General features: G+C 64.4%; 29 protein-coding genes and 3 pseudogenes. 13 read left to right on the top strand and 19 right to left on the bottom strand.

Going from position 1 to position 25,774, the window contains the following annotated elements; genetic code table 11:
* The first annotated feature begins 6 nt into the window (after positions 1-6).
* From ACVWWN_RS22295 to ACVWWN_RS22310, 4 genes are read left to right on the top strand one after another with little or no spacing between them, the layout of a single operon-like run.
* On the top strand, positions 7-879 hold the full coding sequence (locus ACVWWN_RS22295; protein WP_457145787.1) for an ABC transporter permease: 873 nt from the start codon (positions 7-9) through the stop codon (positions 877-879).
* On the top strand, positions 876-1,775 hold the full coding sequence (locus ACVWWN_RS22300; protein ID WP_457145788.1) for an FAD binding domain-containing protein: 900 nt from the start codon (positions 876-878) through the stop codon (positions 1,773-1,775). Before ACVWWN_RS22295 ends, ACVWWN_RS22300 begins: the two co-directional genes overlap by 4 nt.
* Positions 1,772-4,042, top strand: a complete 2,271-nt coding sequence (locus tag ACVWWN_RS22305) for a xanthine dehydrogenase family protein molybdopterin-binding subunit (protein ID WP_457145789.1) — start codon at positions 1,772-1,774, stop codon at positions 4,040-4,042. Before ACVWWN_RS22300 ends, ACVWWN_RS22305 begins: the two co-directional genes overlap by 4 nt.
* A 23-nt stretch (positions 4,043-4,065) precedes the next feature.
* A complete protein-coding gene (locus ACVWWN_RS22310) occupies positions 4,066-4,491 on the top strand; it encodes a (2Fe-2S)-binding protein (protein WP_457145790.1) in 426 nt (141 codons plus the stop codon).
* On the opposite strand, the gene ACVWWN_RS22315 is transcribed toward ACVWWN_RS22310, so the two are convergent.
* The 4 genes from ACVWWN_RS22315 to ACVWWN_RS22330 form a co-directional block, all read right to left on the bottom strand.
* A complete protein-coding gene (locus tag ACVWWN_RS22315; protein ID WP_457145791.1) occupies positions 4,477-4,905 on the bottom strand; it encodes a helix-turn-helix transcriptional regulator in 429 nt (142 codons plus the stop codon). The two genes, ACVWWN_RS22310 and ACVWWN_RS22315, sit on opposite strands and share 15 nt — an antisense overlap.
* Before the next feature lie 259 nt (positions 4,906-5,164).
* A complete protein-coding gene (locus ACVWWN_RS22320; protein WP_457145792.1) occupies positions 5,165-5,503 on the bottom strand; it encodes an AraC-like ligand-binding domain-containing protein in 339 nt (112 codons plus the stop codon).
* A 73-nt stretch (positions 5,504-5,576) separates the two neighbouring features.
* Positions 5,577-6,188, bottom strand: a complete 612-nt coding sequence (locus ACVWWN_RS22325) for a hypothetical protein (protein ID WP_457145793.1) — start codon at positions 6,186-6,188, stop codon at positions 5,577-5,579.
* Positions 6,189-6,346: 158 nt separating this feature from the next.
* Positions 6,347-7,690, bottom strand: a complete 1,344-nt coding sequence (locus ACVWWN_RS22330; RefSeq protein ID WP_457145794.1) for an MFS transporter — start codon at positions 7,688-7,690, stop codon at positions 6,347-6,349.
* Between the two features lie 1,496 nt (positions 7,691-9,186).
* Between ACVWWN_RS22330 and ACVWWN_RS22335 the strand changes: the two genes are divergently transcribed.
* The 4 genes from ACVWWN_RS22335 (at position 9,187) to ACVWWN_RS22350 (ending at position 10,645) form a co-directional block, all read left to right on the top strand.
* The gene (locus ACVWWN_RS22335) at positions 9,187-9,504 is read left to right on the top strand and encodes a hypothetical protein (protein WP_457145795.1); all 318 of its coding nucleotides are present in this window, start codon (positions 9,187-9,189) and stop codon (positions 9,502-9,504) included.
* Positions 9,492-9,680 (top strand): B12-binding domain-containing protein, encoded by a 189-nt coding sequence (locus tag ACVWWN_RS22340; protein ID WP_457145796.1) that lies wholly within the window; start codon positions 9,492-9,494, stop codon positions 9,678-9,680. The genes ACVWWN_RS22335 and ACVWWN_RS22340 overlap by 13 nt, the downstream gene beginning before the upstream one ends.
* Positions 9,681-9,792: 112 nt before the next feature.
* Positions 9,793-10,368, top strand: a complete 576-nt coding sequence (locus ACVWWN_RS22345) for a cobalamin-dependent protein (RefSeq protein WP_457145797.1) — start codon at positions 9,793-9,795, stop codon at positions 10,366-10,368.
* A gap of 67 nt (positions 10,369-10,435) precedes the next feature.
* A complete protein-coding gene (locus ACVWWN_RS22350) occupies positions 10,436-10,645 on the top strand; it encodes a DUF3072 domain-containing protein (protein WP_457145798.1) in 210 nt (69 codons plus the stop codon).
* Between the two features lie 12 nt (positions 10,646-10,657).
* Here ACVWWN_RS22350 and ACVWWN_RS22355 read toward each other — a convergent pair whose 3' ends face one another.
* Positions 10,658-11,710, bottom strand: coding sequence for an aldo/keto reductase (locus tag ACVWWN_RS22355; RefSeq protein ID WP_457145799.1), 1,053 nt, complete (start codon positions 11,708-11,710; stop codon positions 10,658-10,660).
* Positions 11,711-11,846: 136 nt separating this feature from the next.
* On the opposite strand from ACVWWN_RS22355, the gene ACVWWN_RS22360 reads away from it, so the two are divergent.
* The gene (locus tag ACVWWN_RS22360) at positions 11,847-12,407 is read left to right on the top strand and encodes a TetR/AcrR family transcriptional regulator (protein WP_457145800.1); all 561 of its coding nucleotides are present in this window, start codon (positions 11,847-11,849) and stop codon (positions 12,405-12,407) included.
* A gap of 152 nt (positions 12,408-12,559) precedes the next feature.
* Here ACVWWN_RS22360 and ACVWWN_RS22365 read toward each other — a convergent pair whose 3' ends face one another.
* Entirely contained in the window at positions 12,560-13,066 is a 507-nt protein-coding gene (locus ACVWWN_RS22365) for an LLM class flavin-dependent oxidoreductase (protein WP_457145801.1), read from the bottom strand.
* Between the two features lie 102 nt (positions 13,067-13,168).
* Here ACVWWN_RS22365 and ACVWWN_RS22370 point away from each other — a divergent pair, with 102 nt between their 5' ends.
* Positions 13,169-14,572, top strand: a complete 1,404-nt coding sequence (locus ACVWWN_RS22370) for an FAD-dependent oxidoreductase (RefSeq protein ID WP_457145802.1) — start codon at positions 13,169-13,171, stop codon at positions 14,570-14,572.
* Between the two features lie 216 nt (positions 14,573-14,788).
* Complete coding sequence (locus ACVWWN_RS22375) at positions 14,789-15,343, top strand: HPP family protein (RefSeq protein ID WP_457145803.1); 555 nt, start codon at positions 14,789-14,791, stop codon at positions 15,341-15,343.
* A 10-nt stretch (positions 15,344-15,353) separates the two neighbouring features.
* Here ACVWWN_RS22375 and ACVWWN_RS22380 read toward each other — a convergent pair whose 3' ends face one another.
* The 4 genes from ACVWWN_RS22380 to ACVWWN_RS22395 form a co-directional block, all read right to left on the bottom strand.
* A complete protein-coding gene (locus ACVWWN_RS22380; RefSeq protein WP_457145804.1) occupies positions 15,354-16,697 on the bottom strand; it encodes a serine hydrolase domain-containing protein in 1,344 nt (447 codons plus the stop codon).
* A 443-nt stretch (positions 16,698-17,140) separates the two neighbouring features.
* On the bottom strand, positions 17,141-17,356 hold the full coding sequence (locus ACVWWN_RS22385; RefSeq protein WP_457145805.1) for a tautomerase family protein: 216 nt from the start codon (positions 17,354-17,356) through the stop codon (positions 17,141-17,143).
* Between the two features lie 12 nt (positions 17,357-17,368).
* Positions 17,369-17,665 (bottom strand): hypothetical protein, encoded by a 297-nt coding sequence (locus tag ACVWWN_RS22390; RefSeq protein ID WP_457145806.1) that lies wholly within the window; start codon positions 17,663-17,665, stop codon positions 17,369-17,371.
* 77 nt (positions 17,666-17,742) lie between these two features.
* Positions 17,743-18,306, bottom strand: a complete 564-nt coding sequence (locus tag ACVWWN_RS22395; RefSeq protein ID WP_457145807.1) for a chorismate mutase — start codon at positions 18,304-18,306, stop codon at positions 17,743-17,745.
* A 187-nt stretch (positions 18,307-18,493) separates the two neighbouring features.
* Here ACVWWN_RS22395 and ACVWWN_RS22400 point away from each other — a divergent pair, with 187 nt between their 5' ends.
* The gene (locus tag ACVWWN_RS22400; protein WP_457145808.1) at positions 18,494-19,162 is read left to right on the top strand and encodes an MOSC domain-containing protein; all 669 of its coding nucleotides are present in this window, start codon (positions 18,494-18,496) and stop codon (positions 19,160-19,162) included.
* A gap of 25 nt (positions 19,163-19,187) precedes the next feature.
* Here ACVWWN_RS22400 and ACVWWN_RS22405 read toward each other — a convergent pair whose 3' ends face one another.
* From ACVWWN_RS22405 to ACVWWN_RS22425, 5 genes and pseudogenes are all read right to left on the bottom strand, one after another.
* Positions 19,188-20,105 (bottom strand): alpha/beta hydrolase fold domain-containing protein, encoded by a 918-nt coding sequence (locus ACVWWN_RS22405; protein ID WP_457145809.1) that lies wholly within the window; start codon positions 20,103-20,105, stop codon positions 19,188-19,190.
* 132 nt (positions 20,106-20,237) lie between these two features.
* The gene (locus tag ACVWWN_RS22410) at positions 20,238-21,122 is read right to left on the bottom strand and encodes an extracellular catalytic domain type 1 short-chain-length polyhydroxyalkanoate depolymerase (RefSeq protein ID WP_457145810.1); all 885 of its coding nucleotides are present in this window, start codon (positions 21,120-21,122) and stop codon (positions 20,238-20,240) included.
* 215 nt (positions 21,123-21,337) lie between these two features.
* Positions 21,338-21,529 carry a hypothetical protein gene (locus ACVWWN_RS22415; RefSeq protein WP_457145811.1) on the bottom strand — a complete coding sequence of 64 codons (192 nt, stop codon included), beginning with the start codon at positions 21,527-21,529 and terminating at the stop codon, positions 21,338-21,340.
* Positions 21,530-21,630: 101 nt separating this feature from the next.
* Positions 21,631-22,011, bottom strand: coding sequence for an NYN domain-containing protein (locus ACVWWN_RS22420; RefSeq protein ID WP_457145812.1), 381 nt, complete (start codon positions 22,009-22,011; stop codon positions 21,631-21,633).
* Between the two features lie 3 nt (positions 22,012-22,014).
* Positions 22,015-22,394 (bottom strand): annotated as a pseudogene (locus tag ACVWWN_RS22425) (DUF4267 domain-containing protein).
* A gap of 234 nt (positions 22,395-22,628) precedes the next feature.
* Between ACVWWN_RS22425 and ACVWWN_RS22430 the strand changes: the two are divergent.
* Positions 22,629-22,934 (top strand): hypothetical protein, encoded by a 306-nt coding sequence (locus ACVWWN_RS22430; RefSeq protein WP_457145813.1) that lies wholly within the window; start codon positions 22,629-22,631, stop codon positions 22,932-22,934.
* A 145-nt stretch (positions 22,935-23,079) separates the two neighbouring features.
* Here the strand turns inward: ACVWWN_RS22430 and ACVWWN_RS22435 are convergent.
* The 4 genes and pseudogenes from ACVWWN_RS22435 to ACVWWN_RS22450 all read right to left on the bottom strand — a co-directional run.
* Positions 23,080-23,199, bottom strand: a pseudogene (locus ACVWWN_RS22435) (NAD(P)-dependent oxidoreductase); the annotation flags it as partial.
* Between the two features lie 265 nt (positions 23,200-23,464).
* A pseudogene (locus ACVWWN_RS22440) lies at positions 23,465-24,986 on the bottom strand (excinuclease ABC subunit UvrA); the annotation flags it as partial.
* A complete protein-coding gene (locus ACVWWN_RS22445; protein ID WP_457145814.1) occupies positions 24,943-25,335 on the bottom strand; it encodes a DUF1801 domain-containing protein in 393 nt (130 codons plus the stop codon). The gene ACVWWN_RS22445 and the pseudogene ACVWWN_RS22440, both read right to left, overlap by 44 nt.
* Positions 25,336-25,361: 26 nt before the next feature.
* Positions 25,362-25,772 (bottom strand): VOC family protein, encoded by a 411-nt coding sequence (locus ACVWWN_RS22450; RefSeq protein ID WP_457145815.1) that lies wholly within the window; start codon positions 25,770-25,772, stop codon positions 25,362-25,364.
* Positions 25,773-25,774: the final 2 nt, after the last annotated feature.

Raw genomic sequence — 25,774 nt, forward strand, 5'->3', positions numbered from 1 at the left:
ATGATTGTGAGTCGCACCCCGTCGCGGGGACGACTGTTGATCCCGCGCCGGCAACTGATCGTCTGGGCGTGCACCTTCGGCGTCGGCGTGTTGTTCCTGTTCGCCTGGGAACTGGCTTCGCGCGCCGGGACCATCGACAGCGTCTTCTACAGCAAGCCGACCGACATAGTGGTCCGACTATGGCAGGACCTGCTCGGAGCCGAGGTGTACGGCAGAACCATTTATGAGCAGATCTGGATCACCACAGATGCGGTGCTGATCGGCTACGTGGCAGGAGCTGCCGGCGGTGTCCTGGTCGGGTTCGCGGTGGGCAGGTCGAAGTGGCTGAGCCGAGCGCTGGAGCCGTACATCCTGACGTTCTATGCCATCCCGAAGATCTCCATCGCGCCGCTGTTCATCCTGATCCTTGGCATCGGCTTGGAATCGAAGATCGCCATCGTGGCGATGGAGTCGTTCTTCATTCTGTTCATGAGCACCATCAGAGGCGTGCTGGAGATCGATGAACAGCTGGTACAGATCGCGCGGATCATGGGTGCTTCGCGCCGCACGGTGCTCGGACGCATCCTCATGCCCGCCTCGCTGCCCGCCATCTTCTCGGGGCTGCAGCTGGCCGTTCCGTTCGCCGTAATCGGTGCCGTCCTCGGCGAGTACATCGCATCGAACCGCGGCTTGGGCTGGCTGGTTCTCTACTCCGGCTCGTCACTCGACGCGACCGGTCTCTTCACCGCGATCGTCATCCTGGTCGCACTGACCTGGCTCCTCACCCAGATCGTTTCCCGTTCTGTCGTGGCGATGGCCCCCTGGTTGCCGAGGAACCAGGAACTGCACAACGACTCCGAGCCTCAGGTCGGCGACCGGGAGCCGGAGGTCGTGAGATGACCATGTCGGCACCGTCCGTCCCCGACGTCGCCTTGCACTGTCCCGACACAGTCGACGAGGTTCTCGCCCTTCTGGCCGCACACGGGGAGGACGCCAAGCTGGTCGCCGGCGGCACCGCGTTCACGATCCTGTGGCGGGCAGGTCTGCTATCGGCCGGACATCTCGTCGCCTGCACCAGGGTCCCTGGGCTGGACGGCATTACCGTGGACGCAGACATCGTGACGCTGGGAGCATTGGCACGACTGCGATCCACCGAAGTGTCGGGCGAGGCGCGCAGCCGGCTACCGGTTCTGACCGCCACGCTCGGCCACGTCGGCAACCTGCGTGTCCGCAATGCGGCAACGTGGGGTGGCAACGTGGCCGAGGCCGATAACACCTCAGACCTGCCCTGCTTGCTGGCCGCACTCGACGCGGAGGTGCTGACGCGGTCTGCGGCGCGCACGAGGACGATTCCGATCCGCGAGTTCTTCGTGGACTACTTCGAGACGGTGCTGGCACCCGACGAGCTCGTGACCGAAGTGCGGGTCCCTGTTCCTCCGCCAGGTTGCGCGGGCAGTTACGTGAAGTTCGTGTCGAGGTCGGCCGAGGACCGTACCTGCCTCGGCGTGGCGGCCTTCGTCGACACTGCCGAAGACGGCACCTGCCAAGCCGTCCGGGTCGCCGTCATCGGGGCCGGGCCGGTGCCACTGCGGATACCGGAGGCCGAGCAGGACCTCCAAGGCGTTACGGTGTCGGCCGAATCGATGCGCGAGCTCGCGAGACGCTACGTAGCGGCCGCCGACCCGCTGTCCGACATCCGGGGCAGCGCGGACTTCCGGCTTCGCGTGCTGCCCGAGTTGATCGTCGAGGCGCTCCGCCGCGCTTGCGCCGGACACAACGGTGCGGTGTTGCTGTGATCGGCGAGCGGACCTCGATGATCGACGCCCGCGCCCGGGTGTCGGGCCGGCTCGGCTACGCCATCAACGAGGAACCCGCCGGCACGCTGCACGTTGCGATCGCGCGAAGCAGTGTGCCGCACGCATGGCTGCGGACGTTGGACATTGCCGAGGCGGCGCGACAGCCCGGTGTCGTCACGGTGCTGACCGGAGCCGACCTGCAGGACGGGTCTATCCGTCCGCTGTTCGGGCCCGTCTATCGCGACCAGCCGGTACTGGCCACCGACAAAGTCAGGTATGTGGGCGAGCCGATCGCGGCCGTGGCTGCGACGAGTGCGCGCGCGGCACTGCGAGCGGCGGCACTCGTCGAGGCAGACTACGAGGAACTTCCCGCCGTGTTCACGCCTCATGATGCACTCGCCGGCGGCGCCCCGCTGCTACACGACGGGCGCGACGAACAGGCGCCTGGCTACGCGGATATCGTGCTGCACGGCAGGACCGGCAACGTCTGCAACATGTTCCGTCTCCGCAAGGGCGAGGGGTTGGACGGCTTCAAGTACGCCGACCGGATATTCGAGCACGAATTTGCCACTCCCGCAGTGCAGCACGTCTCGATGGAGCCGCACGCCGCCATCGCACAGTTCGTCGGAGACGATCTCGTCGTGATCACCTGTACGCAGACGCCGTACGCCGTGCGGGACGCATTGGCGTACATGTTCTCGTTGCCGACCTCGCGGGTGCGTGTCGTCGTTCCACCGGTGGGTGGCGGATTCGGCGGCAAGTGTTACGCGAAAGTCGAACCTCTCGCGGCGGTGCTGGCGCAGCGCACGGGACGCCCAGTGAAGGTCGTGCTGTCGCGCGAGGAGGAGTTCGTCACCAACTCCAAGCACCAGTCTTTCATTCGACTGCGCACCGGTGTTTCTGACGACGGTGTCATGGTGGCGCGCCACGTCGACGCACTGTTCAACGCCGGCGCGTACACCGACATCAGCCCCCGCCTGATCAAGAACGGCGGCTACGGGGCGGTCGGGCCCTATCGAATCCCGCACGTGCACGTCGACTCCCGCGCGGTATTCACCAACCTGCCGTCCGCGGGCGCCTTCCGTGGATACGGAGTGGCACAAGGCTGTTGGGCGTACGAGCGGCAGATGGACATGATCGCAGTCGAGCTCGGCATCGACCCGGCCGAGCTGCGGCGGCGGAATCTGCTCGATGACAATGACACATTCGCCACCGGACAACAGATGCACGATATGCGGTTTCGGGAGTTGCTCGACGATGCCGTGCGCGTCTACGACACGAGACTCGACGACGAGCCGGCCGACCCGGCGATACGGCGCGGGCGGGGGTGTGCCGTCGGCATCAAGTCGACGATCACGCCTTCCACGTCCAACGCGTCGGTGAAGGTGAACAGCGACGGCAGCATGCAGGTGTTGACGTCGACCGTGGAAATGGGCCAGGGCGCGCACACCGCGCTGGCGCAGATCGCGGCCGAAGGTTTGGGCATCGACATCGGCGCAATACGCATTGTTGGACCCGACACCGACATAACGCCGTTCGACACGACGACCAGTTCGAGTCGGTCGACCGCCGCCATGGGCATGGCCGTCAGACGTGCCGTCGTCGACGTTCGGGAGAAGTTGTTGGAACTCGCGGCCGGCCAGCTCGAGGCGTCCATCCATGATCTCGACTTCGATGCTGGGCGGATCGGCATCAAGGGCGACCCCGAAACGTTGCGCAGTGTTGCGCAGGTGGTCGGCCAGTCAAGGCTTGGGACCCTCTGGGGCAACGGCACCTGCATGTGGACCGGCGGGCTCGACCCGGAAACCGGCCAGGGCATCGCGTCCGACCACTGGCATCAGGGTGCGATTGCGGTGGAGGTCGACGTCGACACGCGGACCGGAAAGGTGTACGTCCGCCGACTGCGTGCGTCCGTCTACGCGGGAACCGTCGTGAATCCGATCAACGCACGAATGCAGGTCGAGGGCAGCGTGAGTTTCGGGATCAGTCAGGCGCTGTTCGAGGAAATCCTCCACGAGGGCGGGCATGTGGTGAATTCAAACCTCTCCGAGTATGCCCTCGCCGGTCGGCTCGACCTGCCTGGTCAACTGGAGGTCTCCCTGCTCGAAGATCCGGACACCGACGTCATGCATGGGCTCGGTGAGACTGCGCTGCCGCCAGTGGCCCCCGCGATCGGTAACGCCGTCGCCGACGCGATCGGTGTAGGGCTGCAGCAGCAGCCCATGACCGCAGAACGCGTACTCGCCGCATGGGAAGGCAGAACATGACCAGTGCGACATTTCCGCTCACGTTGCGGGTCAACGGTATCGAACACCATGTTCTCGTCGGGGCGCACGACACCCTGCTCGATGTGGTGCGCGGTCAGCTCCGCCTCTACAGCTGCCGCGAGACCTGCGGCATCGGCGTGTGTGGTTCGTGCACCGTACGGCTCGACGGGCGAGCGGTGAGCGCCTGCCTCACCATGGCCTTCACCTGTCGGGATGCGGACGTGCAGACTGCCGAGGGGGGCTCGGCTGACCGGGTGCAACAGGCCTTCATCGATCACCAGGCATTCCAGTGTTCCTTCTGTACACCAGGACTTGTGATGAGCGTCGCGGCGATGCTGGATGAACCCGCTGACGGGCAGGACGCCGAAGCCGCGCTGAGCGGGCACTTGTGCAGATGTTGCAGCTATCAACAGATCCGCTCTGCTGTTCGCGAGCTATTCGGGTCGTGAAGACACTGACCGGCCAGCACTCTCGCGGTTACTGTAGTTGCGGTGCTTTCGCCCCCCATCACGGGTCTTATCCCGGCGTAGCGTTTCCGCGGGTGTCTCGTGATAACGGGCGACATGAGCCGCGGCGAACCTGCCCACGTTGGTGAAACCCCAGTCATGAGCGACTGATGTCACGGTCACCATGGAGGGGTCGGATTCCACCAAGGTCTGATGCGCTCGACGGAGCCTGACCTCACGCAGATACGCCATCGGCGACGTGCCCAGATGTCGCTGGAAACCCTGCTGCAGCGTGCGAACACAAACGTGACTGCGGGCAGCGATCGAGGAGAGCGTCAACGGCAGATGTGCTTCGGTCTCGATGACCTCGACTGCAGTACGCACGGCGGACGGTGCATATGGGTGATCGCTTCCCATTGGCGGCGAACAGAATGCCGCGCACCAGGCCGTCGACAAACGGCAGTCCCACAAGCGGTTGGTTGAGCAGGCTATCGGGCTGGAAAAGCTGCTCCCTCCACAGCGACAACATGCTGTTCCAGCTGTCGGTCGCTGCCGATGGCGGCAAGAGCGGGGTGAAGTCGATGCGTGACGACACCTGCCGACCCAACGCACTGCTCAGAGCATCATCGACGACATGCCGGTCGACCTTGAAAAAGGTCATCCTGGTGCCCGCTGTTCACCGCGTCGCGCCGTCACCCTCCGGGGCGTACACGGCCGCGGTACCGGGCCCCATGTTTACCGCAGTTCCACCGAAAACGCATTCGGCGTGGCCTTTGTGCACCAGAAGCACTCGGTAGTAGGTGCCGCACAGGTCTTTACAGTCCATCGACAGGTCAGAATCGACGGATAGATCGGCGAGCGCGGCCGGACCCATGCCGGCGACCCGCTGGGACACGGAGAACGCGTCGCTCACCAGGCTCAGGTGAGGCCGGCCGCAGCACATGAGTCGGTAATCGCTGAACGCCTCCGCGGTCCAATCATGCCGCGGCGCGCCGGCCGCCGCCGATCCATCCATCGATCTTCCGCTCCGTTCACCGCTACACCAAGCCGCTTCGGCGGGCCCTCGCTACCCGACTGACCGCAACCATTCAGAGATCAGCGGCCGGGTCGGCCATACTTGCTTTAACGCATTCTGGTGCTGAACCGGTTACTTCGCTTTCCCCTGCAGCGCCTCCGTCGGTTAATCCGCCGCCGCGCGCGATACGGATACTTGTCAGCGGACGCGCACGCTCAGGCAGGTGACGCATCCCTCGAGCTTCTCGTATTCCGAGATGTCCACGGTTTCGACCCGGTAGCCGCGCTCGGCGAAGAGAGCTGCCGTGCGTTCGGCCGCCGAACTCATCAGCAGCAGATCGTCGTCGAGGATCACCACATGCGCGCCTTGTCCCTCGGGAACCGAAAGGAACGAGGGGTATACGCTCGCGTCGTCCGGTGATCGGCGTCGATTCCAGCCCCAGGTCGGCGATTACGCGTTGTCCCGCAACGATTTCCGGATTGCGCGCAGGCTGACGTGGATTGGTGATGACGGCCAGGTCGCCGAACATCACCACGGTGTCCTCGACGAAAGCGCAATCGGGCATCGCATCGTCGCCGTCGATCACCACGGTCGACCAACCGTTTCGCTGCAGCGTGGCTACGTAGCCGTCCCATTGCTGCTTCGCCAGTTCCAGATCCAGTGGCTGCCGCTCGATGAAGGTCACGATGCCGTGGGCAAGCGTCTCCGGAGGTCGCCGGACCAGCGCGTATGGACGATCAGGCGCTGCGCTTCACCATGGGTGAATCGTAGAGCGGTGCGAAGGACCAGATGAAGGAACCGGATTTCTTCCCGGATTGCCCGGGACCCGGGTCTAATTGCGCTTCAGTTGCGGGCGTAGACAGCGGCGTCGTCGATGTTGACCCGCGAACGATCCGGAAGCGCACGGACGCAGAACACCGTGACGATCGCGGCCAAGACGATGTAAACGGAGATCGAGTAGGGGGTCCCGGTCTCGTGCAGCAGCCATGTCGCAATGAGCGGCGCGGGACCGCCGGCGAAGACCGATGCAAGCTGGTACCCGAGCCCGGCGCCACCGTACCGCAGGTGCGTGGGGAAGCTCTCACCGATCAACGCGGCCTGTGGCCCGTACTGCATCGCATGGATGACGAGCGAAATGACGATGGCGATAAAGATGAGCGCCGCGCCACCGTCGGTCAGGACGGCGAAGTACGGGAAGGCGAGCACCCCGGTCAAGACGGCTCCGCTCAGGTAAACCCGTTTTCGGCCGAAGCGGTCCGACAGGTGGGAGAACAGCGGGATCATCACGAGCTCGAGGGTGGCGCCCGCCAGCACTGCGGTCAGCACGAACGTCTTGCTGAATTCGTGATGCTCGACGACGTAGATCAGCACGAATGTGGTGTACAGGTAGAAAGGCATCTGCTCGCTGAACCGCGCACCGGCCGACAGCAGGATTTCCCGCCAGTGGTGTCGGATCGCGTCCATGACCGGGGTCCGCGCAGCCTTCCCCTCAGCCAGCACCTTGGCGAACATCGGCGTCTCGAGGATCTTCAGTCGGATCAGCAGGCCGATCGCCACCAGGATCAGGCTGGCCAGGAACGGCACCCGCCAACCCCAGGAATTGAACGCATCGGGCGACAGCGTTGCGGACAGCAGCGTCATGCCGCCGGTGCCGAGGACCAGCCCGACGGGCACGCCGATCTGTGCGGAACTGGCGAGCAGCCCGCGTTTGTCCTGGTTGCCCCATTCCATGGCGAGTAGCACCGATCCGCTCCACTCACCACCGATCGCGATCCCCTGGACGAGTCGGAGCACCACCAGAATTATCGGCGCCGCTATGCCGATCGTGGCGGTGCCGGGCAGAATGCCGACGACGGCCGAGGAGATGCCCATCACGAGCAAGGTCACGATCAGGGTGTACTTGCGCCCGATCCGGTCACCCCAGTGCCCGAAGATCGCAGCCCCGATCGGCCGCGCGAGGAATCCCACGAAGTAAGTCGCGAACGACTGGAGCGCACCCGCGTAGGCGCTCGACTCGGGAAAGAACAGGTGTGGAAACACCAACGCGGCCGCGGTGTTGTAGAGAAAGAAGTCGTACCACTCGATCGTCGTTCCGACCGCGCTGGCCGTTGCGGCACGCCGCACCTGTTTTCGCTGCGAGCCCGGGCTGGTTTCCAGCGCTTGGTTGACCTCGTTGTTTCCAACCATCTTGCCGCACCTCCGGTTACAACATCATCGCTGGTTCGGGACTCAGTGGTCGCTTCTGGACTGGGAAGCAGGCGGTTTCCAGATCCCTTTCTGACATGAATCCCATTGCGCATCACCAAATTGGCCACTCGCTGCGGAGCACACCTGGTTATCAAATCGTAGAAGACGAGGAGCCGCAATGGTGGGCAAAAGTGAGAGGCATGTCGAGCCGCCATCTGCCTTCATCGTCCGGCGCCGCCCGATGTTCGCTTTTCGGCTAGGGCTGTCGATCGGATGCCGCATCAGCACCTAATCGGCAAACAACTCTTCACAATGGCGGCACGTGGGCGCCGGTACTCTGCATGCACATCGCCATGGGGTCCTCACTGCCTCGACTCGGCGATTGCTCGGCTCTTTGTGCGACTACCCGTGAAGTCAGTCGCGAAACCGTTGTGCGGCGGGTCATCACGCAAGGATCCACCTATGCGGAGGCGTTATTCCTCATGCCCGGATGGGTATATCGATGCAGCGATGTCGGCGGGAAACTTGGTCGTGAATCGATGAGTCCGCCGAGGCGTACATGAAAACAATACTCGGATAGCGTCTTTCAAGGGAAATTTCGAGCGATCTTCGGGCGAAGCGCCGGCCTCTACACGACCAGAAGGAGGGACAAATGACCCTCGACGTCGACGTGGCAACCGATTGGGCACTAGAGGACGCCACCGTGGGCCTGCTCGTGACCAGCGGCGCATACTTTCCCGCTCAGCAACGGATTCGCACCACAACGATCTGACCTATCGGCTGCTTCCCCGCGAGCGCATGTGCATGAGGTCTTATTTGCGCATGGGAACCCCTGCTGCTGCCTTCGCGCTTGCCGACCCGAATGCCGGCTATCCGCGGGACACGATGATCACCTTGAACAGCAGGGCGTGGTCGATCGTTACGCCGACGAGGCGCTGTCAATTGTCGGTTCGATCAGCATGTTTGAGGAACTGTCGACGGGCCTGGCCACACACCTCGTCCACGAATGCCGTAGGCCGCGTGTTGGTCTGCTCTTATCCTGCCGTGAAGCCGCCTCGCGCACCGATCGGTCGGCAACATGAATCATCAGCGCCGCTCGAGAATGGACGTTTACGAGCACCGTCGACAGACCGTGGGACTTGTCGCGGCTTCCGTTCACCTGGAGCGCCGATGGCAACCGTGATTGGGTAGCAATCATCGTCGATCTGTATCGACTGGACAATACGATCCGCGGCACCGTGCTGGACAACGTGGCCGAGCATCGCGACAATCTCACCGGGACAGAGCGGACGTTTGCAATTCGATGCAATTGCTGCCGGCGCTGCCCCGTCGGCTAACTTCCGAAGTTTCTCGCTGCGCGGTGCCCGGTCGGGACGACTAGGTAGCCTAGAGACACGAGGTCGAGCTGCCAGCCTTTCATCCGCGATACCGGTCAAGGCCTGATGTCCCTCGTATCTCCACCGCCCCCACGGGAGAAGGTCGGTTGCCTAGTGCTGTTGAAAAAGCAGAATGTGCGTGCGCACGCTGACGTCGACGCGCGCGAGCTCGCACGATTGCGGGAGCAGGTGGCCGAGGAACTGGCCCTCGACCTTGGTGGCTCCCTCAACCTGCGTCGCACCGCGCTGCGACTGCTCGCCATGATCCAACCCCGAATGGCGGACTGGGCGATGGCGGTGGTTCCCGATAGCGGCACCGGCGAACTCATTGTGCTGGGCGCGGCGCCGAGCGGAATCGTCGTCAGTGGGGACGGCCTCGCGGATGTCTCACTGGGCCGAGTACTGAGCGCATTGTTGGCCGTCACATGCAAGACGTAGCCGATACGCGAAACGCGCTGCAGCACTATGAAGAAGCGCTTGCCGAAGGCGATAGGTCCAAAATTGTCAGGCTGGTCGAAGGCCTTCTCGCCGGCGGGATGACACCGCTGGACGTACTGACCCGGGTCGTCGCTTCCGCGCAACGCAACGTCGGCCAGAAGTGGCAGCGGGGTTGAGTGGACGGTTGCGCAGGAGCATGCCGCTACGGCGATGGCGATGGCCGCCACTGATGTCGTCACACAAGCGATAGCCCAAAACGCCAATCACACGTGGCCATGTCATCGTGACATGCGCAGAGCGCGAGCGGCATTGGTTACCCGCCGCGATCATCGGGTGCGAACTGCGCGCGGACGCTGGCAGACGACACCACTCGGCCCGGCGACGTCACCACTGCGGCTCAGTCAGTATGTGCAGGATCTCGGCCCTGACGCCGTGGCGATCAGCTGTTCGGTTTTGGGGGCGGTGCCGACCACCCGACGGTTCATCGAGGCAAGCACTTCGGCGGGCGTCCCGGTGGTCGTCGGTGGAGCGGCCTTCGGTCGCGATGAGGTCCGGGCGACCGCAGTCGGCGCGTCGGAGTGGGCGGCTGACGCGCGGAGCGCGGCCGACGCCGTGGCCGGCCTGCCGGCTGTGGTGCCACCGGCGCCGCCGCTGCCCGATGTGCCTGCTCAGGAGCAAGCCGCAATGGAGGTGGACCACCGCAGCTGGTTGATCGACTGCGGCGTCAGTGGGCCGTCACCGCGGACTCGGAGCTGGGTCCGTCGCAGGTCGCGCGGCGACCTCCTGACCCGGGTGCTGACCGCAGCGCTGGTCGACTATCCGTTGAGCATCGACCTCGTCCGGAGTCAATTCAAGTCGAATTAGCGCCGTGCCGGCAAGAGAGGTTTCGAATGTGTGTTCGACGGTTATTCGCGCTGTGGAGGTGATGGACATGAGCAACCCACAGCATGCACCGAACGAGAACGCCGAGAAGGACCCGTCACAGTGGGTGACGGGCGGCGAACCGATGACCGGTCCGCAGCGGAGTTATCTGCACACACTCGCCCAGGAGGCCGGTCGCCAGGTGCCCGACGACTTGAGCAAGGCTCAGGCATCGGAGTTGATCGACGAGTTGCAGGAACGTACCGGCCGCGGATCGTGAGCGGTTCGCGAGCTAGGACGCGACTGTCCGAGCGTGAGTGGCGTTGTATCGCTCGCCCACGATCCGGCCCGGCGCGAAAAGGTCTCCTAGGTAAGCGACTTCATCAGCGCTGACTGCAACAGACGCCGCCGCGGCATTTTCCTGCACGTACTGCAGGCGCTTGGTTCCAGGGATCGGCACCACGTCCAATGGCTGGGCCAACAGCCACGCCAGGGCAAGCTGCCCGGGACGGCAGCCCTTTGCTGCGGCCATCTCGGTAAGGGTCTGCACGGGTGCCAGGTTGGTGGCGAGATTGTCGGTGGCGAACCTCGGGTTGGTCGTCCGAAAGTCATTGGGACCGAAGGTGTCTCCGGGCTTGAGGGAACCGGTGAGGGCGGATCGGCCCAAGGGGCTGAACGGTACCAGGGTGATGCCGAGCTCGCGGCACGTAGTGGTGATACCTTGTTCGACCCGCCTCTCCCACAGGGAATACTCGCTCTGCAGGGCGGTGATGGGATGCACGGCATGTGCCCGGCGAATCACATCGGAGCTGGCTTCGCTGAGCCCGAGTGCGCGGACCTTGCCGGCGGCGACAAGCTCAGCCATCGCACCGACGGTGGCCTCGATGGGCACCGTGGGATCCAGCCGGTGCAGGTAGTACAGGTCGATGACGTCGGTTCGGAGTCGGCTCAGGCTCGCCTCGCACGCCGCCTTGACGTACTCGGGCCGCCCGTCGAGCACCACTCCGTCGCGGTCGTCGCTGACTTTCGCGCCGAACTTCGTCGCCAGCACCACGTCCTCGCGGCGACCCTCGATGGCCGCACCGATCAACTGCTCGTTGTGCCCGAACCCGCGGACATCGGTCGACGTTGCGATATCGGCGGCGCCGTAGATGTCGGAAGTATCGAGAAAATTCACACCGAGATCGATTGCCGACCGGATCGTCTCGATGGATTCGCGGTCGTCGGCGTGGCCGTAGAACTGCGACATCCCCATACATCCCAACCCGATCGGACGCACCGTCAAATCCGAATGCCCCAGTCGCAAGCGTGCAGCACCGATCACCGGGTCGGCGGTCTCCGTCATGGTCGCAATCCTCTTTAACTGATAGTTAGACTCTCAGTTAATTCGAACGCACGACTAGGGCTCTGCATTCCCGGAGGGGATCCGCCGCGTCGAATGCCGATGCAAGTGAACGACTGGGGACGAAAGGGGGCGGTCGGTGCGTCGTGATGCCGCAGTCAACCGTGAACGCCTCATCAGGGCGGCGGAAGAGGTGTTCGCCGTCCATGGCTCAACCGCCACACTGCAAGACGTCGCCGACGCCGCCCAGGTGGGAGCGGCGACCCTGTATCGCCGGTTCGCCAATAAGGACACCCTGGTCAGGGAGGTTCTCGGCGGTTTCTTTCGTCACCTGATCGCGCTGGCCGAAGACGCCGAGCGCGCACCCGCACAGAGCTGTGTGGAGGTATTCTTGCAGACGGTCGGTGTCGAACTGGCCGAGAAGGGCGGGCTGGCGGCTCCGGTTTGGGGCGAGCTCGCACCCCAACCGCTTGTCGAGGAACTACGCCGACGCACCGCGGTGCTGCTATTGCGCGCCCAACAGGCCGGCGCCGTGCGCAGAGACCTGACCACAACCGATATCACCGCCACAGTTTGGGCCTTGCGCGGTGTGATCCAGTCAGAACGGACCGATCCTCTGCACCGCGGTCAAGCGCTGTGGCGCCGCCACCTGCAGACAGTGTTGCGGGGCTTTCGCGATGGCGAGTCGGGCAACGGGTGAATCCGTCAGGGCGTGGCAATGACGGTGATACCGGCCGACGCGTCGATGACCCCCGTCGCATCGGGTGTTGAGCGCCCGCGAATGCGGGGTGACCGCCGTAGGGATCCTGTTCGGTCCATAACGTGCTGGCGCCTCTTTGCGGACAACAGGGATCACATCGCTCGCCATGCGCTCGAGCATCTCGAGTTGCTGTTGGTGCGGTACACCGTTGGGAGGCTGAAGGGTTGAAGGTCATAACCGGGCGCATTGAAGAACGCCACTATTCGCTCATAGGCCGGACCGTAGTGCTCCTTCGCCTCCCGCGTGGTGTCCGCCAGGTACAGGAAACCTGAGCCGGCTCCGACGTACGCGTACCGCGGATCATGGCCGTGTGCTTCGTATTCCACGCGATAGTGATCGATGATGCACTCGGTAATTGTCTCGAGGTGAATTCTGTTGGCATTGAACAGCGGGTCTCCCCACTTAGCCGCCAACGCGCAATGGATTGCGGAAACCGCCGTCCCAGGTAACCCCTCCTCGCGCCACAGGCGACGCAACAGCTCATACTTCTCTGCCAGTTGGCGCCGATGGTCCTGTGGTTCGACATTGAACAGCGGCAGTTGCCGGGCCTCGTTTCCTTTTCGTTTCCCGTGTCGGCAGCGCCCTGCCGCCGTGATCAACCTCACCCATCGGCGCCGCCAAGCTATCTGAACCAGATCGATTTGCCATGCCGTTCACCAATATGTGGGGATGCCCCCGTTGGCGGATGAGAGGTGTGGAACGTGGCGGAACTGGGGGAGCACGCAGTCGTCCTCGGCGCGAGCATGGGTGGACTGTTGGCCGCGACGGTGCTGGCGGACTTCTATCGCGCCGTGACCGTAGTGGAGCGCGACGTGCTGCCTGAAGGGCCCGCCAACCGGCGTGGTGTTCCGCAGGGTTGGCACGGCCACATCCTCAATGCGCGAGGATCACAAGTCTTCGAGAAGCTGTTCCCTGGCTTTCTGGGTGAACTGGTTGACGACGGTGTCTCGGCGTGGAGCGACGGCGATGTGTCGAAGGTGTCGGTGTCGATCGGGGGCCGGAACGTGCTGCCGGACTCGGGCCATCTCCCCCGACCCCATACACAGTATTTCCCGAGCCGCGCGCGCCTGGAATGGCATGTGCGACGCCGGGTCCAGCAGTTCTCAACAGTGACAATCATCGAGGGCTATGAGGTCGCTGCACTCACGTCCACTCCCGATCGTCGTCGTGTGACGGGCGTACGTGTGACGCGCGGAGATGGCGGCGACCAGAAATCACTCTCGGCCGAGCTGGTGGTGGATGCCACCGGCCGCGGCTCGCGTGCCCCCTCTTTTCTGGCTGAACTCGGTTACGGTAAGCCACGCGTGGATGAACTGACGGTGCGGCTGGCCTACGCCAGCCAGATGCTGCGCCTCCCAAAAGAACCCCTGCCGCAGTACGTCACCGCGGTGTTTCCGGTACCCGGCCGGCCGAAGATGTGGGCCCTGATCGCCCAGGAAGACAACACCGCCATTCTGACCGTCGGTACCATGGCGGGCGAGAAGCCGCCGAGTGGGCGTGACGCGATCCTCTCCTTCGGTGCGGATTTCGTCCCCGAGCACGCAATGGCGACGGTGGCCGACAGTGAACCGGTCGGTGAAGTCAGCCACTACACCGTCCCGTCGAACCGTTGGAGGCGCTATGACTCGATGCGTTGCCTGCCCGATGGCTTCCTCGTAATCGGCGACGCCGTCTGCAGTTTCAATCCCATCTACGGGCAGGGCATGACGGTGGCGTCGATGGAAGCCGAAGTATTGCGCGACTGCCTGCGGGCAGGGCCGGACGAGCTACCACGTAGGTTCTTCCGCGCCGCCGCCAAACCTGTCAGAGTCGCATGGCAGACCGCTGTCGGCTCGGATTCGGCATTGCCGGAGGTCAAGGGCCGTCGCTCGCTGTCAATGCGGCTGAGCAACGCCTACCTCGATTGGGTGATGGGTGCCGCGGGTTCGGACCTCGTCGTGTCGCGGCAGTTCATGCGCATCACCGGAATGCTGGATTCCCCGCGACGTCTGTTCCGGCCCCCGTTCATCCTGCGCGTGCTGATGGCCTACCGCCGCAAGCGGCCGGAGCGCTTGAAGGGCGCGTCAAGACGTCGACGCAGCTACGCCGATACCTCGACGGCATAACCGCCCTCCGGTGTCGGGGTCGGTGTCGATAAACGGCGTGAATGGTGTGATCGAAAGCACCGGCAAACCCCCCGAGACAAACACCTTCTGCCGCTCCGACATCCATTGTGCCGCACGATAAATACTGTGAATGACGTGATCGACGTCATAAGCTTGCTCGACTCGCGACGCGCCGCATAGCTTCTTTCTGATGGTCTCATCGGTCGGGAGGACTTCGTGACGGAACCGTCCTTGATCTCTGCGCAGCCACACTCGGCGGCGGAGTCGCCGGCAACGGGCCGATCGCGGTGGTATGTAAGCGCTGCTCCGCCTCGGCAGAAGCTGTTGGTCATCGCCGTCGAGACGGTTGCGAGTCTGGTGGCGCTGGCGATCGTAGCGGCGCTGACGGCCTTCACCCACGACCCGTGGTTGATCCCGCCGCTGGCGGCGAGCATGGCATTGGTTGTGGGCGGTGCCCACTTCCCGCTGGCGCAGCCCCGCAACGTCATTGGTGGTCATGTGATGTCAGCGACCGTCGGCGTGCTCGTCGGCATGATTGGCATCGACTCGTTGTGGGCCGGTGCACTGGCCGGAGCATTGGCTCTGGGAGTGATGAAACTGCTGCGGATGTCGCACTCGCCGGCCGCCGCGACTGCCATGATAGCTGTCGTCCCCACCATTCCCCGATGGGAATTCGTCGTTCTGGTCGGGTCGGCGGCGGTGATCCTGGTCGCCGTGGGCCTGGCCGGAAACAAGGTCAACGGCGCGAGGTATCCCCACTACTGGTGGTGAGGGTCTCCGGTTAACCGGTAGTGGTGGGTGTCGATGTCGCCAGGGACAACCCGGCGTAGATCTCATCGAGAAGGGTCGGCAGCATCGCATTCGCCGTCGTCTTGCCGTCGGGCGACAGCGTCAAGTTCGTCCATATGACGAGCGTTACCTCGTTCTCGGGGTCGTGGCCCATGAACGAGTTGAACCCGGGTAACTCACCGCCGTGGTAGTACATTGCGGCAGCGGGGCCGAATCGTTGAAATGAGATCCCGTACCCGTACTGCTGCCCGTCGGGATTCTCCGGATCCTCGGCCTGCAGGCTGGTGAGCCATTGTTGCTGGTAGTCGCGATTGAAGACCTTGCCCGAAACGAGGGCGCTTATCCATGTGGCGACGTCATCGGCCGTCGAGATGGCGCCGCCGGCCGCGCGGGCGTACGACGAATTCTGGTTGGTGTAGTCGAGGGGCTTCAGTGATCCAGCCCGCGCGGCGGACGCCATGTCAGCGGGATAGGGATCGTCAGCGAGGGCGTAGATGGTTCCGCCGTACATGTAGCCATGCGAAAAAGGGCTGGGGATGACGGTGTCGTCGACCGCCGGAAGCGACGTCTGCGCGAGACCGAGCGGGCCGAACAAGCGATCCTCGAGCTGTTGCGCGAGCGGCCGTCCACCGACTTTCTCGGCGACCAGACCCAGCAGCACGTAATTCGTGTTGTTGTATTCGTAGGTGGCATCGGGCGGCGAGGACGGCTGGTGCTGGAATGCGATCGCCAGCACCTGCTGCGGGGTGAAGACCCTGGCCGGGTCTGCGTCCAGATTCGCGGAAAGCTCCGGCGCGGCCGTGTAGTTGAAGAGGCCACTGCGCATTTTCAACAGGTCTGTGATGGTGATGTGCTCGCCGTTCGGCACACCTGGCACGTACTGCGAGACCGTGTCGGTGAGCTTGAGTTTGCCGTCCTGGGCAAGCAGCAGGATCAGGGCCGACGTCATCGTCTTGGTGTTGGAGGCGATCCGGAAATGAGTATTGGCGTCGGGTGGGGTCTGCTGTCCCACCTCGGTGGTGCCCGAGGCCGCCGTGTACGTCCCTTGCGGTGTGCGCACCACCACCACCGCGCCGGGCACCATCATGTTCTTGGCCGCTGCGTCGACAACAGCCTGAAAGGCGGCCGGATCGATCGGCTTCAACGCAGATCCCGGCCGGGCAGACGTGGTGGCGGTCGTCGGGCCCGGAGATGCGACGGTCGCCGTTTCGGACGTGGACGCGCAACCCGCAAGCAACACGGCGACGCACGCGGTGAGGCCGGCGATGCGGAAGGTGTCACGAGCTCCGGCTATCGCACACCTGACCCGAACAGCCGCGGGCGGCGTCGCATGCATAGGTCGGCACCCTAGCCCGTTTCTGTCTCTGGCGGACCGGTTTTCCGCGGCGGTCACCGTTACGTCAGGATCGCCCGGGACACCTCATCGGGATGAGTGAGCAGTCCTTGTTGTGTGCCGGGGATCAGGACCGGCTCGAATCCGATGCGCGCCGCGGACTCGGCGCCGGGTTATGGCGTCAACAACTCCGCGAGCAGGAGCTGTGCCTGCTCGGCGGCGTCCCGAAGCAACAACACGATCTCGCTCACTCAGCCAACCGAATCCGGTGCGACCCCGGCGATGGAAACGCGGACCAGCGATCAGACCGTGCACCGTCAACTTGATCGCACGGTGTTGCGAAGGTTCCCGACTATCCGTGGCCCCTGATCCGCTCCCCTGTTCGACGATGTGGGTTGATTCGGAATGTCTTCGTAGCGATCAGAGCCGTTGTTGCCTTGCGGGTTTCAGGTCTCGTCAACCAGGCGGCCCTCGACGGCCCAGTTCTGTGGATCCACATCGTCGAAAACGACCCAGACGTTCTTTGCGGAGACATCCCCGATCTCGGCTACGGCGACGGTGATGCGCGCTGCGAGTTGCTTCTTCTGTTCGGCGCTTCGTCCGGTTACCCAGGACACCCTCACCATTGGCATATGTCGGCCCTTCGTGAATTGTCGAGTCACGGGGTCGTGCAGCTACACCGTAGGCGGCCCGAGGATTTCGCACCCATATCGTGCCGAAAGCTCGAGGACGGGTTGTTCGAATCCACCCGGTGTGACGACGATCAGCAGCCGGCCCTCACCCGTTGCGATGTTTCGCCAGCTGTCAGGCGTATTCCTGGGGGCGGTCGCACGAGTCCCGGGCCGGGCTCCGATGATGTCATCGCCGATGGCGATGCGGTACTGCCCGGCGAGCACGACCTCGTTGCGCCCGCGGTCGATCGGCTGTCGACGCGGATCGCCATCGCCTCGCCTTCGGTACCCCTCAGCCACACGGGTTCCCCGCTCAGCGCGACGTTCTCTTCAGAACTACCTGCCATATGGGTTCCCTCTGGTCGATCCGGAGTGATCTACCGGCAGTACGAATGCGTCGCGTACGCCAGAGCCTGCCGATAGGTGGGGTCGAGATTCCTTGTCTTGACGACTGCATCCACGGCGTGACCGAGATCGGCTGGGCACGACGGCGAGTGCAATACAGTCCACTGCTTCGCGATCTCATCCACCATCGTCTGATTGAGGTTGTCGATCGTGGTCCGCGACGTCGACAGATCAGGAGCGCTGGCAGGGGCGGCGCCGGGATCGATCTTCCACTGCGCAAACCGGCTGTGCTCCACGGAATCCGTGGCATCGATCTGATCGCGGAAGACATCGTGCACATAGGTCGGGTCGATGTGCTTTGCCATGGCATCCGCGGTGACCGCGTCGATCACTTGCTGCTCGCGCTGTGGATCGTCGACCTGGCCCCCGGTTCGGTACTTGGAGGCTGCGACGGGGTCTGCGGTCTGCAGGCGTTGCGCGGCGGCGTCGACCAGCGGGAGCAGCGGGCTCTGTGCGTCGGCTTCGGCAACCGGTGCGCCGGCGGCAGACACCGCGGCCAGGAGAAGCATGGACGTGACCGCAGTTTGAAGTCGCATTGTGGCCTTTCCTGATTCTGTTGTGTGGATGCCGCTTTCGCGACGGCGGTAGTTTGCCGACGTGCCCAGATCTACACCGGCCTGTAGAGCCTGGCCGTTCGTAGCTAACGCCACGCCGATGATGTCGATTCCTTTTACGCGGAATGGTCATTCGTAACCGTGTGTGATGACCCGTTACCATTGGCTGATGGCAAATGTGTTGTCTGTCAACCTGGCACGTGTCCGGGCTAATCCGGATGCACCGAGGAGGCCGACGGGTATCGATAAAGCCGCAGCCGGTGAGCCCGTGATGGTCTCGGCGCCTGGGCCGATGAAAGGCGGCCGCGGCAGCGGCCTGATCGGCGACACGATCGGCAACCACAAGCTTCATGGCGGTGACGACCAAGCGGTCTACGCGTACGCGCGGGAGGACCTCGACGCATGGGAAACGCACCTTGCGCGCCCGCTGACCAACGGAATGTTCGGCGAGAACCTCACCACCTCCGGTGTCGATGTGACCCACGCCCGGATCGGTGAACGCTGGCGAGTCGGTACCGACGGCCTGGAGCTCGAAGTGTCCGCACCCCGCACGCCATGCCGTACCTTCTCGGCGTTCCTGCAGCTGGACAACTGGATCAAGACCTTCACCGAGGCGGCGATACCCGGAGCGTATCTACGGGTCATCTCCCCCGGGACGGTACGGGCTGGTGACGAGATCTCCATCGCCTACCGCCCAGAACACGACGTGACGATAAACCTGGTGTTTCGAGCCCGAATGTCCGAACCTGATCTGGTTGCGCAGCTGCTGAAGGCCGATACGCTCTCGGCCGAACTCAAAGCCTATGCGCGCCGCCGAGTCGGTGCGAACGAGAGCTAGTCATACGACGCTCGCCGACCGAGAATCACTCGACGGTGCGGCGCATGATGTCGAAGGCCTCACGTGAAGCTTGCCCGGGTAAAAACATCCAACAGTGCGCGCCGTTCTCGCGCTCGTGCCAACCGACGTCGACACCTTCCAGTGCCGCCCGCGCGCGGAACGCCCGAGTATCGGGATTGAGCACATCACGGGTGCCGGTGAAGATCGTCAATCGGGGCAGGCCCGCAAGCGGTCCGGCTCCCGGACTGACGAGGGGCGAGTCCAGCGGATCGCCGTCCGCGTACCGAAGCCCCGCGGATCGTAGGTGATCGACGTTGAGCAGTGGATCGATCAGTGCCACCGCGTCTACGGCTCGATCCGAGAAGGCGACATCCATCCAGGGCGACAGCAACAGAGCATCGCGTGGCTGAGGAAGGCCGGCGGTGCGCAGCGCATGGCAGAGAGCCAGCGCCATTCCTCCGCCGGCCGAGTCGCCGGCGAATACGACGGAATCCGGCGGATGGTGGTCGACGATGCCCTGGTAGACCTTCAGCAGGAACGGAAACACCGCACGGTAATTGTATTCCGGAGCAAGCGGATAGATCGGCACCGTGATACTGCGGCGCAGGAGGCAGGCCAACCGTGCGACCACCGGCCAATGCACACCGGGGATGAAATCCATCACGTACGCGCCACCGTGCAAGTACACGAGATGGCCGTTCAGTCGCCGGGTATCCGACAGCCGGGGCGTGACTTCATACACCGGCAGACCGGCAACATCAGCGCGCGACACGTCAACCCTGCGGAGGAGCCGTTTCGCGGGCCGGCCGGAATAGGGCGCCCGCGGATGGGTCACCCAATGGTCAAACTTGCCAACCGGAATGAACCGGTTGCGAATGCCGCTTTGACGAATAAGCCATTGCGCCGGAGTGGGTTTGACGGCGGGCTGGTCTGACACTGCCACCTGAGCCAGTGTCATCACGTCATCACCCCGTCGCCATGCTGGGCTCGGTGGGCTATATCACAGCATCATCATGACGCTGACTTACGTTGTGTTAGAAGCTCTCTACCGTGCCCACGATGCGCCAGCCGACGCCTAACGTGCGTGAGCGTTGAAGAACTGCCACGACGCCTCCGAGGCGTCGAACGCCCGGGCCGTCGGGCCGACCTCGGTGAGGATCGTCGGGGCGCCCGGCCAGGTATGACCGCCGCCGTCGACACGCATGAAGACGACGTCCGTCCCGGCCGCACACGCCGAGTACGTCAAGCGGTGGGACTGCGTGCCGTCAGCGGAATCCGGCAGCACCTCCTCGACCGGGGCGCCCTGACAGCCGTCGACCTGCCGCCAACGGTCCACCATCGCGGGCGCGGCAAGGATATTGCTGGCACCGCCACGGCCTGTCATGGCACCGCCGTCGAATGGCACGACCGGGTCGGCTGTCCCGTGTGTCTCCAGCACGGCCACCGGTCTGGACGGATTGCACGCCAGGTTCGCCCCGAGCGTGCCCGCTACCGGTGCGATCGCCGCGAACAGGTCGGCACGTTCACACGCCAGCCGGTTGGTCATGAACGCGCCGGCCGACAAGCCGGTGGCGTACACCCGTCCGGGGTCGATGCCGAAGTCGGCGACCAATTTGCCCACCAACGCCGAGATGAATCCGACGTCGTCGACTGCCCGCCGGTCGGGCTCCGAGGCGCCGCGACCGTCGGCCCAGCTGAAATCGATCCCATCGGGGTAAGCGACGACGAAGCCGTGCGCGTCGGCAACCGAGTCATAGTGGGTCAGCGCGGCCTGGTCCTGGCCGGTGGCGCCGGCGGCGTGGAGGTTGATGACCAGGCCCGCCGGACGCTCGATGCCGGCCGGCACATGCACGCTGTAGGTTCGCGGCATTCCCCCGAAATCCAGCTGCGCGGTCTGGAAGGGGCTGGCATGGGCATGCGCAGCCAGCCCGGGCGCCAGACATGCTAAAACGCAGGTCATGGCACCCAGGGCGCACCCTCGGTGACGTCTCATTGCGACACGCCATGGATTGCAGACCAACCGCCGGGGAACGGTGAGTGCCCGCAACGCGTCGGGATCACCTGCGTTCCGGCCCGCGTTGCCATCGACGAAGACCCGGCGGTAGTCACGGATCTTCTGTTCCCCGCTCGTCGTTTTTGAATCACCGGTCCGCACCGTACCGCGACCACCGTCCGTCATCCGCCCGATTGGCCACCGGAGCCAAGCACGCTCGCCCCGAAACCGAAGGTGACAAAGACGAGAAAAAGCACCGACAACCCGAGCACGAGATAGCCGAGCGCCATGCCCACCAGCGCCAGCCCACCGCCGCGTTCCCTGGTCCGCGCAAGCTGCGAGTGGAAACACGAAACCCAGAACCAGGGTGACAACGCCAGCGCGTTGACTCCTCGTGCGCGTCGCGCCGGGCGTACATCGGTGTCCTTGGTTAGACGCAGCTACCCCGATGGCACGAGTCGCGACGCTGAGCGGTTCATTCGCGGGGCGGTTCGATGAGGTTGCGGAAGGCTGCGGCCGAGTACACCGACGCGCCGGCATTGCGGACGCGGTCGGCCAGCGCGATATCCGATGTCACGACGGTGACCTCGCGAGGTCGGTCGTCCGCCTCGACGAGCCGGACGATCTCATCGTCGGCGGAGTTCGCCGCCGGCCTGGGTGCATGTGCGATGTCGACCACTGCCGATTCGATCGGCGGCGATGTCGGACGCTCGAACACCACGGTCACGCGGCGCCCGTGAGTCGATGCCCACCGCTCCAGGAGATCTACCAGCCTGACCATCGCGCCGTGGCGGTCCTTCCACCAGCCGTCCGGCCGCGTGCCGATCACGTTCATGGCATCGACGATCCATCGCACGCGCTACGCGCCTTCTCGACGGCGGCGAGTCGCGCCCCATGCGCCGACACCGATGCCTATGACGGCGCCGCCGAGCCCGACGATCCGCTGCGAGCGCTTCATCTCGTGATGGATACTCATGCCGCCCAACAAGTCGGCCGCGTCGGCCCGCCCGAAGCCGGGAACCAGCCGCGGGTGTCCTGGCCGCGAACGGCCGCCGACACCAGCATTCCGCCGATGAGGGCGTCGCGATAACCCATGGAGCGCAACAAGAGCCGCGCCGTGGGGGCGGGCTCTTCGGGATCTCCCCACCGGCGGTTTGCGCGGAGCGGATCGACGAGAAACGAAATACCTGATGCCAGGCGGATACCGCCCGCGATCAGGGCTGGGCGGTCCACGGACATGGCATGCAGCCTAGACATCGCGGTCGCACGCTGCTCTGTTCGGGGATTGCGTGTCTGACCCACGAAACGAGACGAAACGAATAGCCGACGCTGAAGCTGTGCACAGCTGGTACTTAACTTGGCTAACGATCATGGTGGTACGCCACTGTCGACACCGTCGACCAACAGGCAGTGCCCGCCAGTGGCTGACGACAGGTGCCCTGCCGTCATATACGACGAAGGAGTTGATCGACGATGAAGCTCACCAAGATCGTTGCCGGCGTGGCAGTCGCAGGCGGACTTGCAGCAGGTGCCGTGGTGGTCGGGGCCGGCGTAGCGAATGCCGACCCGGGTCCGGGCCTCGGTCCGGTACCCACCGATTGGCGGCCCGGTCCACCGCCGTGGCATGGCGACCGACCCGGATGGGGTGGTCGTCCAGGATGGGGCGGTCCCGGTCAGGCCGGTTGGGCGCCCCCCGGTCCGCCGGTACCCTTCCCGGGAGGCTGGAACGGCGGTTGGGAGCCCAACGGTGGGGTCTGCCTGTTCAATCTCTGCGTCTGAGACTCACGGATCTGGCGGTGGCCAGTAAGCCAGGCCACCGCCGGATTCGGTCATCTCGCTGCCTCGCCTATGAGATGCGGGATCGCCGAGATCGATGATGGCGTCGCGGGCTCAGATTTCCGCGCACTCGAGGAACGGGCCGACGGGCACCGGGCTTCATCGACGCCACCGCGGCGCGGTCGAGCAGGTGATGGATGCGATCGGTCAGCGGGAGATGCAGCGACACGATGTCGCTGACGGCCAGCAACTCGGCAAGCGATCGCCATTCCGGGCGTACGCGCCAAATTACATGCGCATCCCGGAGGCCGGCATAAAACGTTTCGTCGTCCTCGGCGGCGCAGAACCGGACGTCGAGCCAATCCGCCTCCAGCTCAAGCTGTCTCAGCACTCCTTCGCCGCAATGAAGTGCCCGCGGACCCTGACCCTGACGGGCGGCGCTTCGCGAGCCACATAGGTTTCAACTGCGCACCCGAGCGCTTATCTTGTGATTGCTCCTGGCCGACGTAGACGGCGAGGTGTTGGCCGGTCAGCAGGTTGTTGTTGCCGGCGCCGCGAACCTGCAGTGCCTCCGTCGACTTGCGTGCAGTCGTCTTCAGGCAGGCGCGGTCGTCGAGATGGCGGCCGGTGATGGTGTCGCTCTTGCGGAGCTGGTTGACCGTGCCCTCGAAAACTACCTCACCACCTGCCGCGCCGGCTCCGGGGCCGAGATCGACTATGTGATCGGCGATCTCGATGACTTCAGGCTTGTGCTCGACAACCAGCACGGTGTTGCCTTTCTCTCGCAGCCGCAGCAGAAAGCCGTTCATCCGGGTGATGTCGTGAGGGTGCAGACCGATCGTCGGCTCGTCGAAGACATAGGTGACGTCGGTGAGCGACGATCCGAGGTGACGAATCATCTTGACACGTTGGGCCTCGCCACCCGACAGCGTGCCCGCCGGGCGCTCGAGCGACAGATAACCCAGCCCGATCTCGACGAACGAGTCGAGAGTATGCCGCAGCGCGGACAGCAGCGGCGCTACAGACCTGTCAGCGACGCCCTTGACCCACTCGGCGAGATCGCTGATCTGCATAGCGCTGACGTCAGCGATGTTGACGCCCTCGATCTTCGATGACCTGGCTGTCTCTGACAGCCGGGTGCCGTCGCACTCCGGGCAGGTGGTGAATGTGACCGCCCGCTCCACGAAGGCACGGATGTGCGGCTGCATCGCCTCGATGTCCTTGGCGAGGAACGACTTCTGGATCTGAGGGATCAGTCCCTGATAGGTCAGATTGACGCCGTCGATCTTGAGCTTGGTCGCGTCCTGGTAGAGCAGAGCATCCAGTTCTTTCTTGGTGAACTTGCAGATCGGTTTGTCGGGATCGAAAAGGGCGCAGCCGTTGAAGATTCGGCCGTATCAGCCGTCCATGCTGAAGCCGGGGATGGTCAGCGCGCCGCCGTTGAGCGACTTGCTGTCGTCGTACAGTGCGGTGAGGTCGATGTCGTCGACGGAGCCGCGCCCTTCGCAGCGCGGACACATGCCTCCGGTGACGCTGAATTCGCGACGCTCCTTCACGGTTCTACCGCCGCGTTCCATCGTGACAGCACCCGCTCCACTGATGGACGCGACATTGAACGAGAACGCCTGCGGAGAGCCGATGTGCGGCTTTCCGAGGCGGCTGAACAGGATGCGCAGCATCGCGCCGGTGTCGGTGGCGGTGCCGACTGTCGAGCGTGGGTCGGCACCCAGCCGCTGCTGGTCGACGATGATCGCGGTGGTCAGCCCCTCCAGGACGTCGACCTCGGGTCGGGCCAGCGTGGGCATGAAGCCCCTGCACGAAAGCGCTGTAGGTCTCGTTGATCAGGCGCTGAGACTCCGCGGCGATCGTGTCGAACACCAGCGAACTCTTGCCCGAGCCGGAGACGCCGGTGAACACCGACAGCCTGCGCTTGGGGAGTTCGACGTCGACGTTTTTGAGGTTGTTTTCGCGCGCGCCGGTGACGCAGATGGGGTCGTGGCCGTCGGCAGGTTCATTGCTCCGCGTTGAGTTCGGTGTTCCGTTCGATGGCGGCACGCACCAGCGCCTTGAACGCCTTCTCGTCGAAGTCGTCGTCGGCACCGATGTCGATCGCGCGCCGGGTGTTGCCGTCGAGGCTGGAGTTGAAGAGGCCCGATGGATCGTCCAGCGACGCGCCCCTGGCGAAGGTCACTTTGACCTTGTCCTTGTACGTCTCACCGGTGCAGATCATTCCGTCGCGGTACCAGGTCGGGACTCCCCGCCACTTCCATTCCTCGACCACGTCCTTGTCGGCCTGCTTGATGACTTTGCGGATCCGTGCGAGCAGGTCGCCGCGCCAGTCACCCAGCTCCTTGATCCTCGCATCGATCAGTGCGGAGGCATCGTCCCTAGTCGTCTTCGCCATGGTTGTAGCTCCTTCTTGACGCAAGCTCAGCGCAATTCTTGGATGCGGACCATGTTGCCCGCGGGATCGCGCAGGGCGCAGTCGCGGACCCCGTAGGGCTGCTCAGTCGGCTCCTGGACCACCTCGACCTCACCCGACTGCAGCCGCTCGAACGTGCCATCGAGGTCCTTCGTGGCCAGGAGCAGCGTGCCGTAGGTGCCTTTGGCCATCATCTCGGCGATGACGCGGCGTTCGTCGTCGGTCAGGCCCGGGGTGGCGGTCGGCGGATACAGCACGATCGAGGTGTCGGGCTGGTTCGGGGGGCCAACGGTGATCCAGCGCATTGTGCCGCCGCCGACGTCGAGGCGGACCTCGAAGCCCAGAATGTCGCGGTAGAACGCCAGCGATTCTTCCGGGTCGTCGTGCGGCAGGAAGCTCGAGTGAATGGTGATGTCCATGA

It is taken from the genome of Mycobacterium sp. URHB0021, assembly GCF_054057895.1.

What these genes read in the sequence shown, in the direction of transcription:
- ACVWWN_RS22300 (WP_457145788.1), top strand. Translation starts at nt 876, where the DNA reads ATGACCATGTCGGCACCGTCCGTCCCCGACGTCGCCTTGCACTGTCCC.
- ACVWWN_RS22315 (WP_457145791.1), bottom strand. Translation starts at nt 4,905, where the DNA reads ATGGGAAGCGATCACCCATATGCACCGTCCGCCGTGCGTACTGCAGTC.
- ACVWWN_RS22320 (WP_457145792.1), bottom strand. Translation starts at nt 5,503, where the DNA reads ATGGATGGATCGGCGGCGGCCGGCGCGCCGCGGCATGATTGGACCGCG.
- ACVWWN_RS22330 (WP_457145794.1), bottom strand. Translation starts at nt 7,690, where the DNA reads ATGGTTGGAAACAACGAGGTCAACCAAGCGCTGGAAACCAGCCCGGGC.
- ACVWWN_RS22340 (WP_457145796.1), top strand. Translation starts at nt 9,492, where the DNA reads ATGCAAGACGTAGCCGATACGCGAAACGCGCTGCAGCACTATGAAGAA.
- ACVWWN_RS22345 (WP_457145797.1), top strand. Translation starts at nt 9,793, where the DNA reads ATGCGCAGAGCGCGAGCGGCATTGGTTACCCGCCGCGATCATCGGGTG.
- ACVWWN_RS22350 (WP_457145798.1), top strand. Translation starts at nt 10,436, where the DNA reads ATGAGCAACCCACAGCATGCACCGAACGAGAACGCCGAGAAGGACCCG.
- ACVWWN_RS22355 (WP_457145799.1), bottom strand. Translation starts at nt 11,710, where the DNA reads ATGACGGAGACCGCCGACCCGGTGATCGGTGCTGCACGCTTGCGACTG.
- ACVWWN_RS22380 (WP_457145804.1), bottom strand. Translation starts at nt 16,697, where the DNA reads ATGCATGCGACGCCGCCCGCGGCTGTTCGGGTCAGGTGTGCGATAGCC.
- ACVWWN_RS22395 (WP_457145807.1), bottom strand. Translation starts at nt 18,306, where the DNA reads ATGCGACTTCAAACTGCGGTCACGTCCATGCTTCTCCTGGCCGCGGTG.
- ACVWWN_RS22400 (WP_457145808.1), top strand. Translation starts at nt 18,494, where the DNA reads ATGGCAAATGTGTTGTCTGTCAACCTGGCACGTGTCCGGGCTAATCCG.
- ACVWWN_RS22410 (WP_457145810.1), bottom strand. Translation starts at nt 21,122, where the DNA reads ATGACCTGCGTTTTAGCATGTCTGGCGCCCGGGCTGGCTGCGCATGCC.
- ACVWWN_RS22430 (WP_457145813.1), top strand. Translation starts at nt 22,629, where the DNA reads ATGAAGCTCACCAAGATCGTTGCCGGCGTGGCAGTCGCAGGCGGACTT.
- ACVWWN_RS22445 (WP_457145814.1), bottom strand. Translation starts at nt 25,335, where the DNA reads ATGGCGAAGACGACTAGGGACGATGCCTCCGCACTGATCGATGCGAGG.
- ACVWWN_RS22450 (WP_457145815.1), bottom strand. Translation starts at nt 25,772, where the DNA reads ATGGACATCACCATTCACTCGAGCTTCCTGCCGCACGACGACCCGGAA.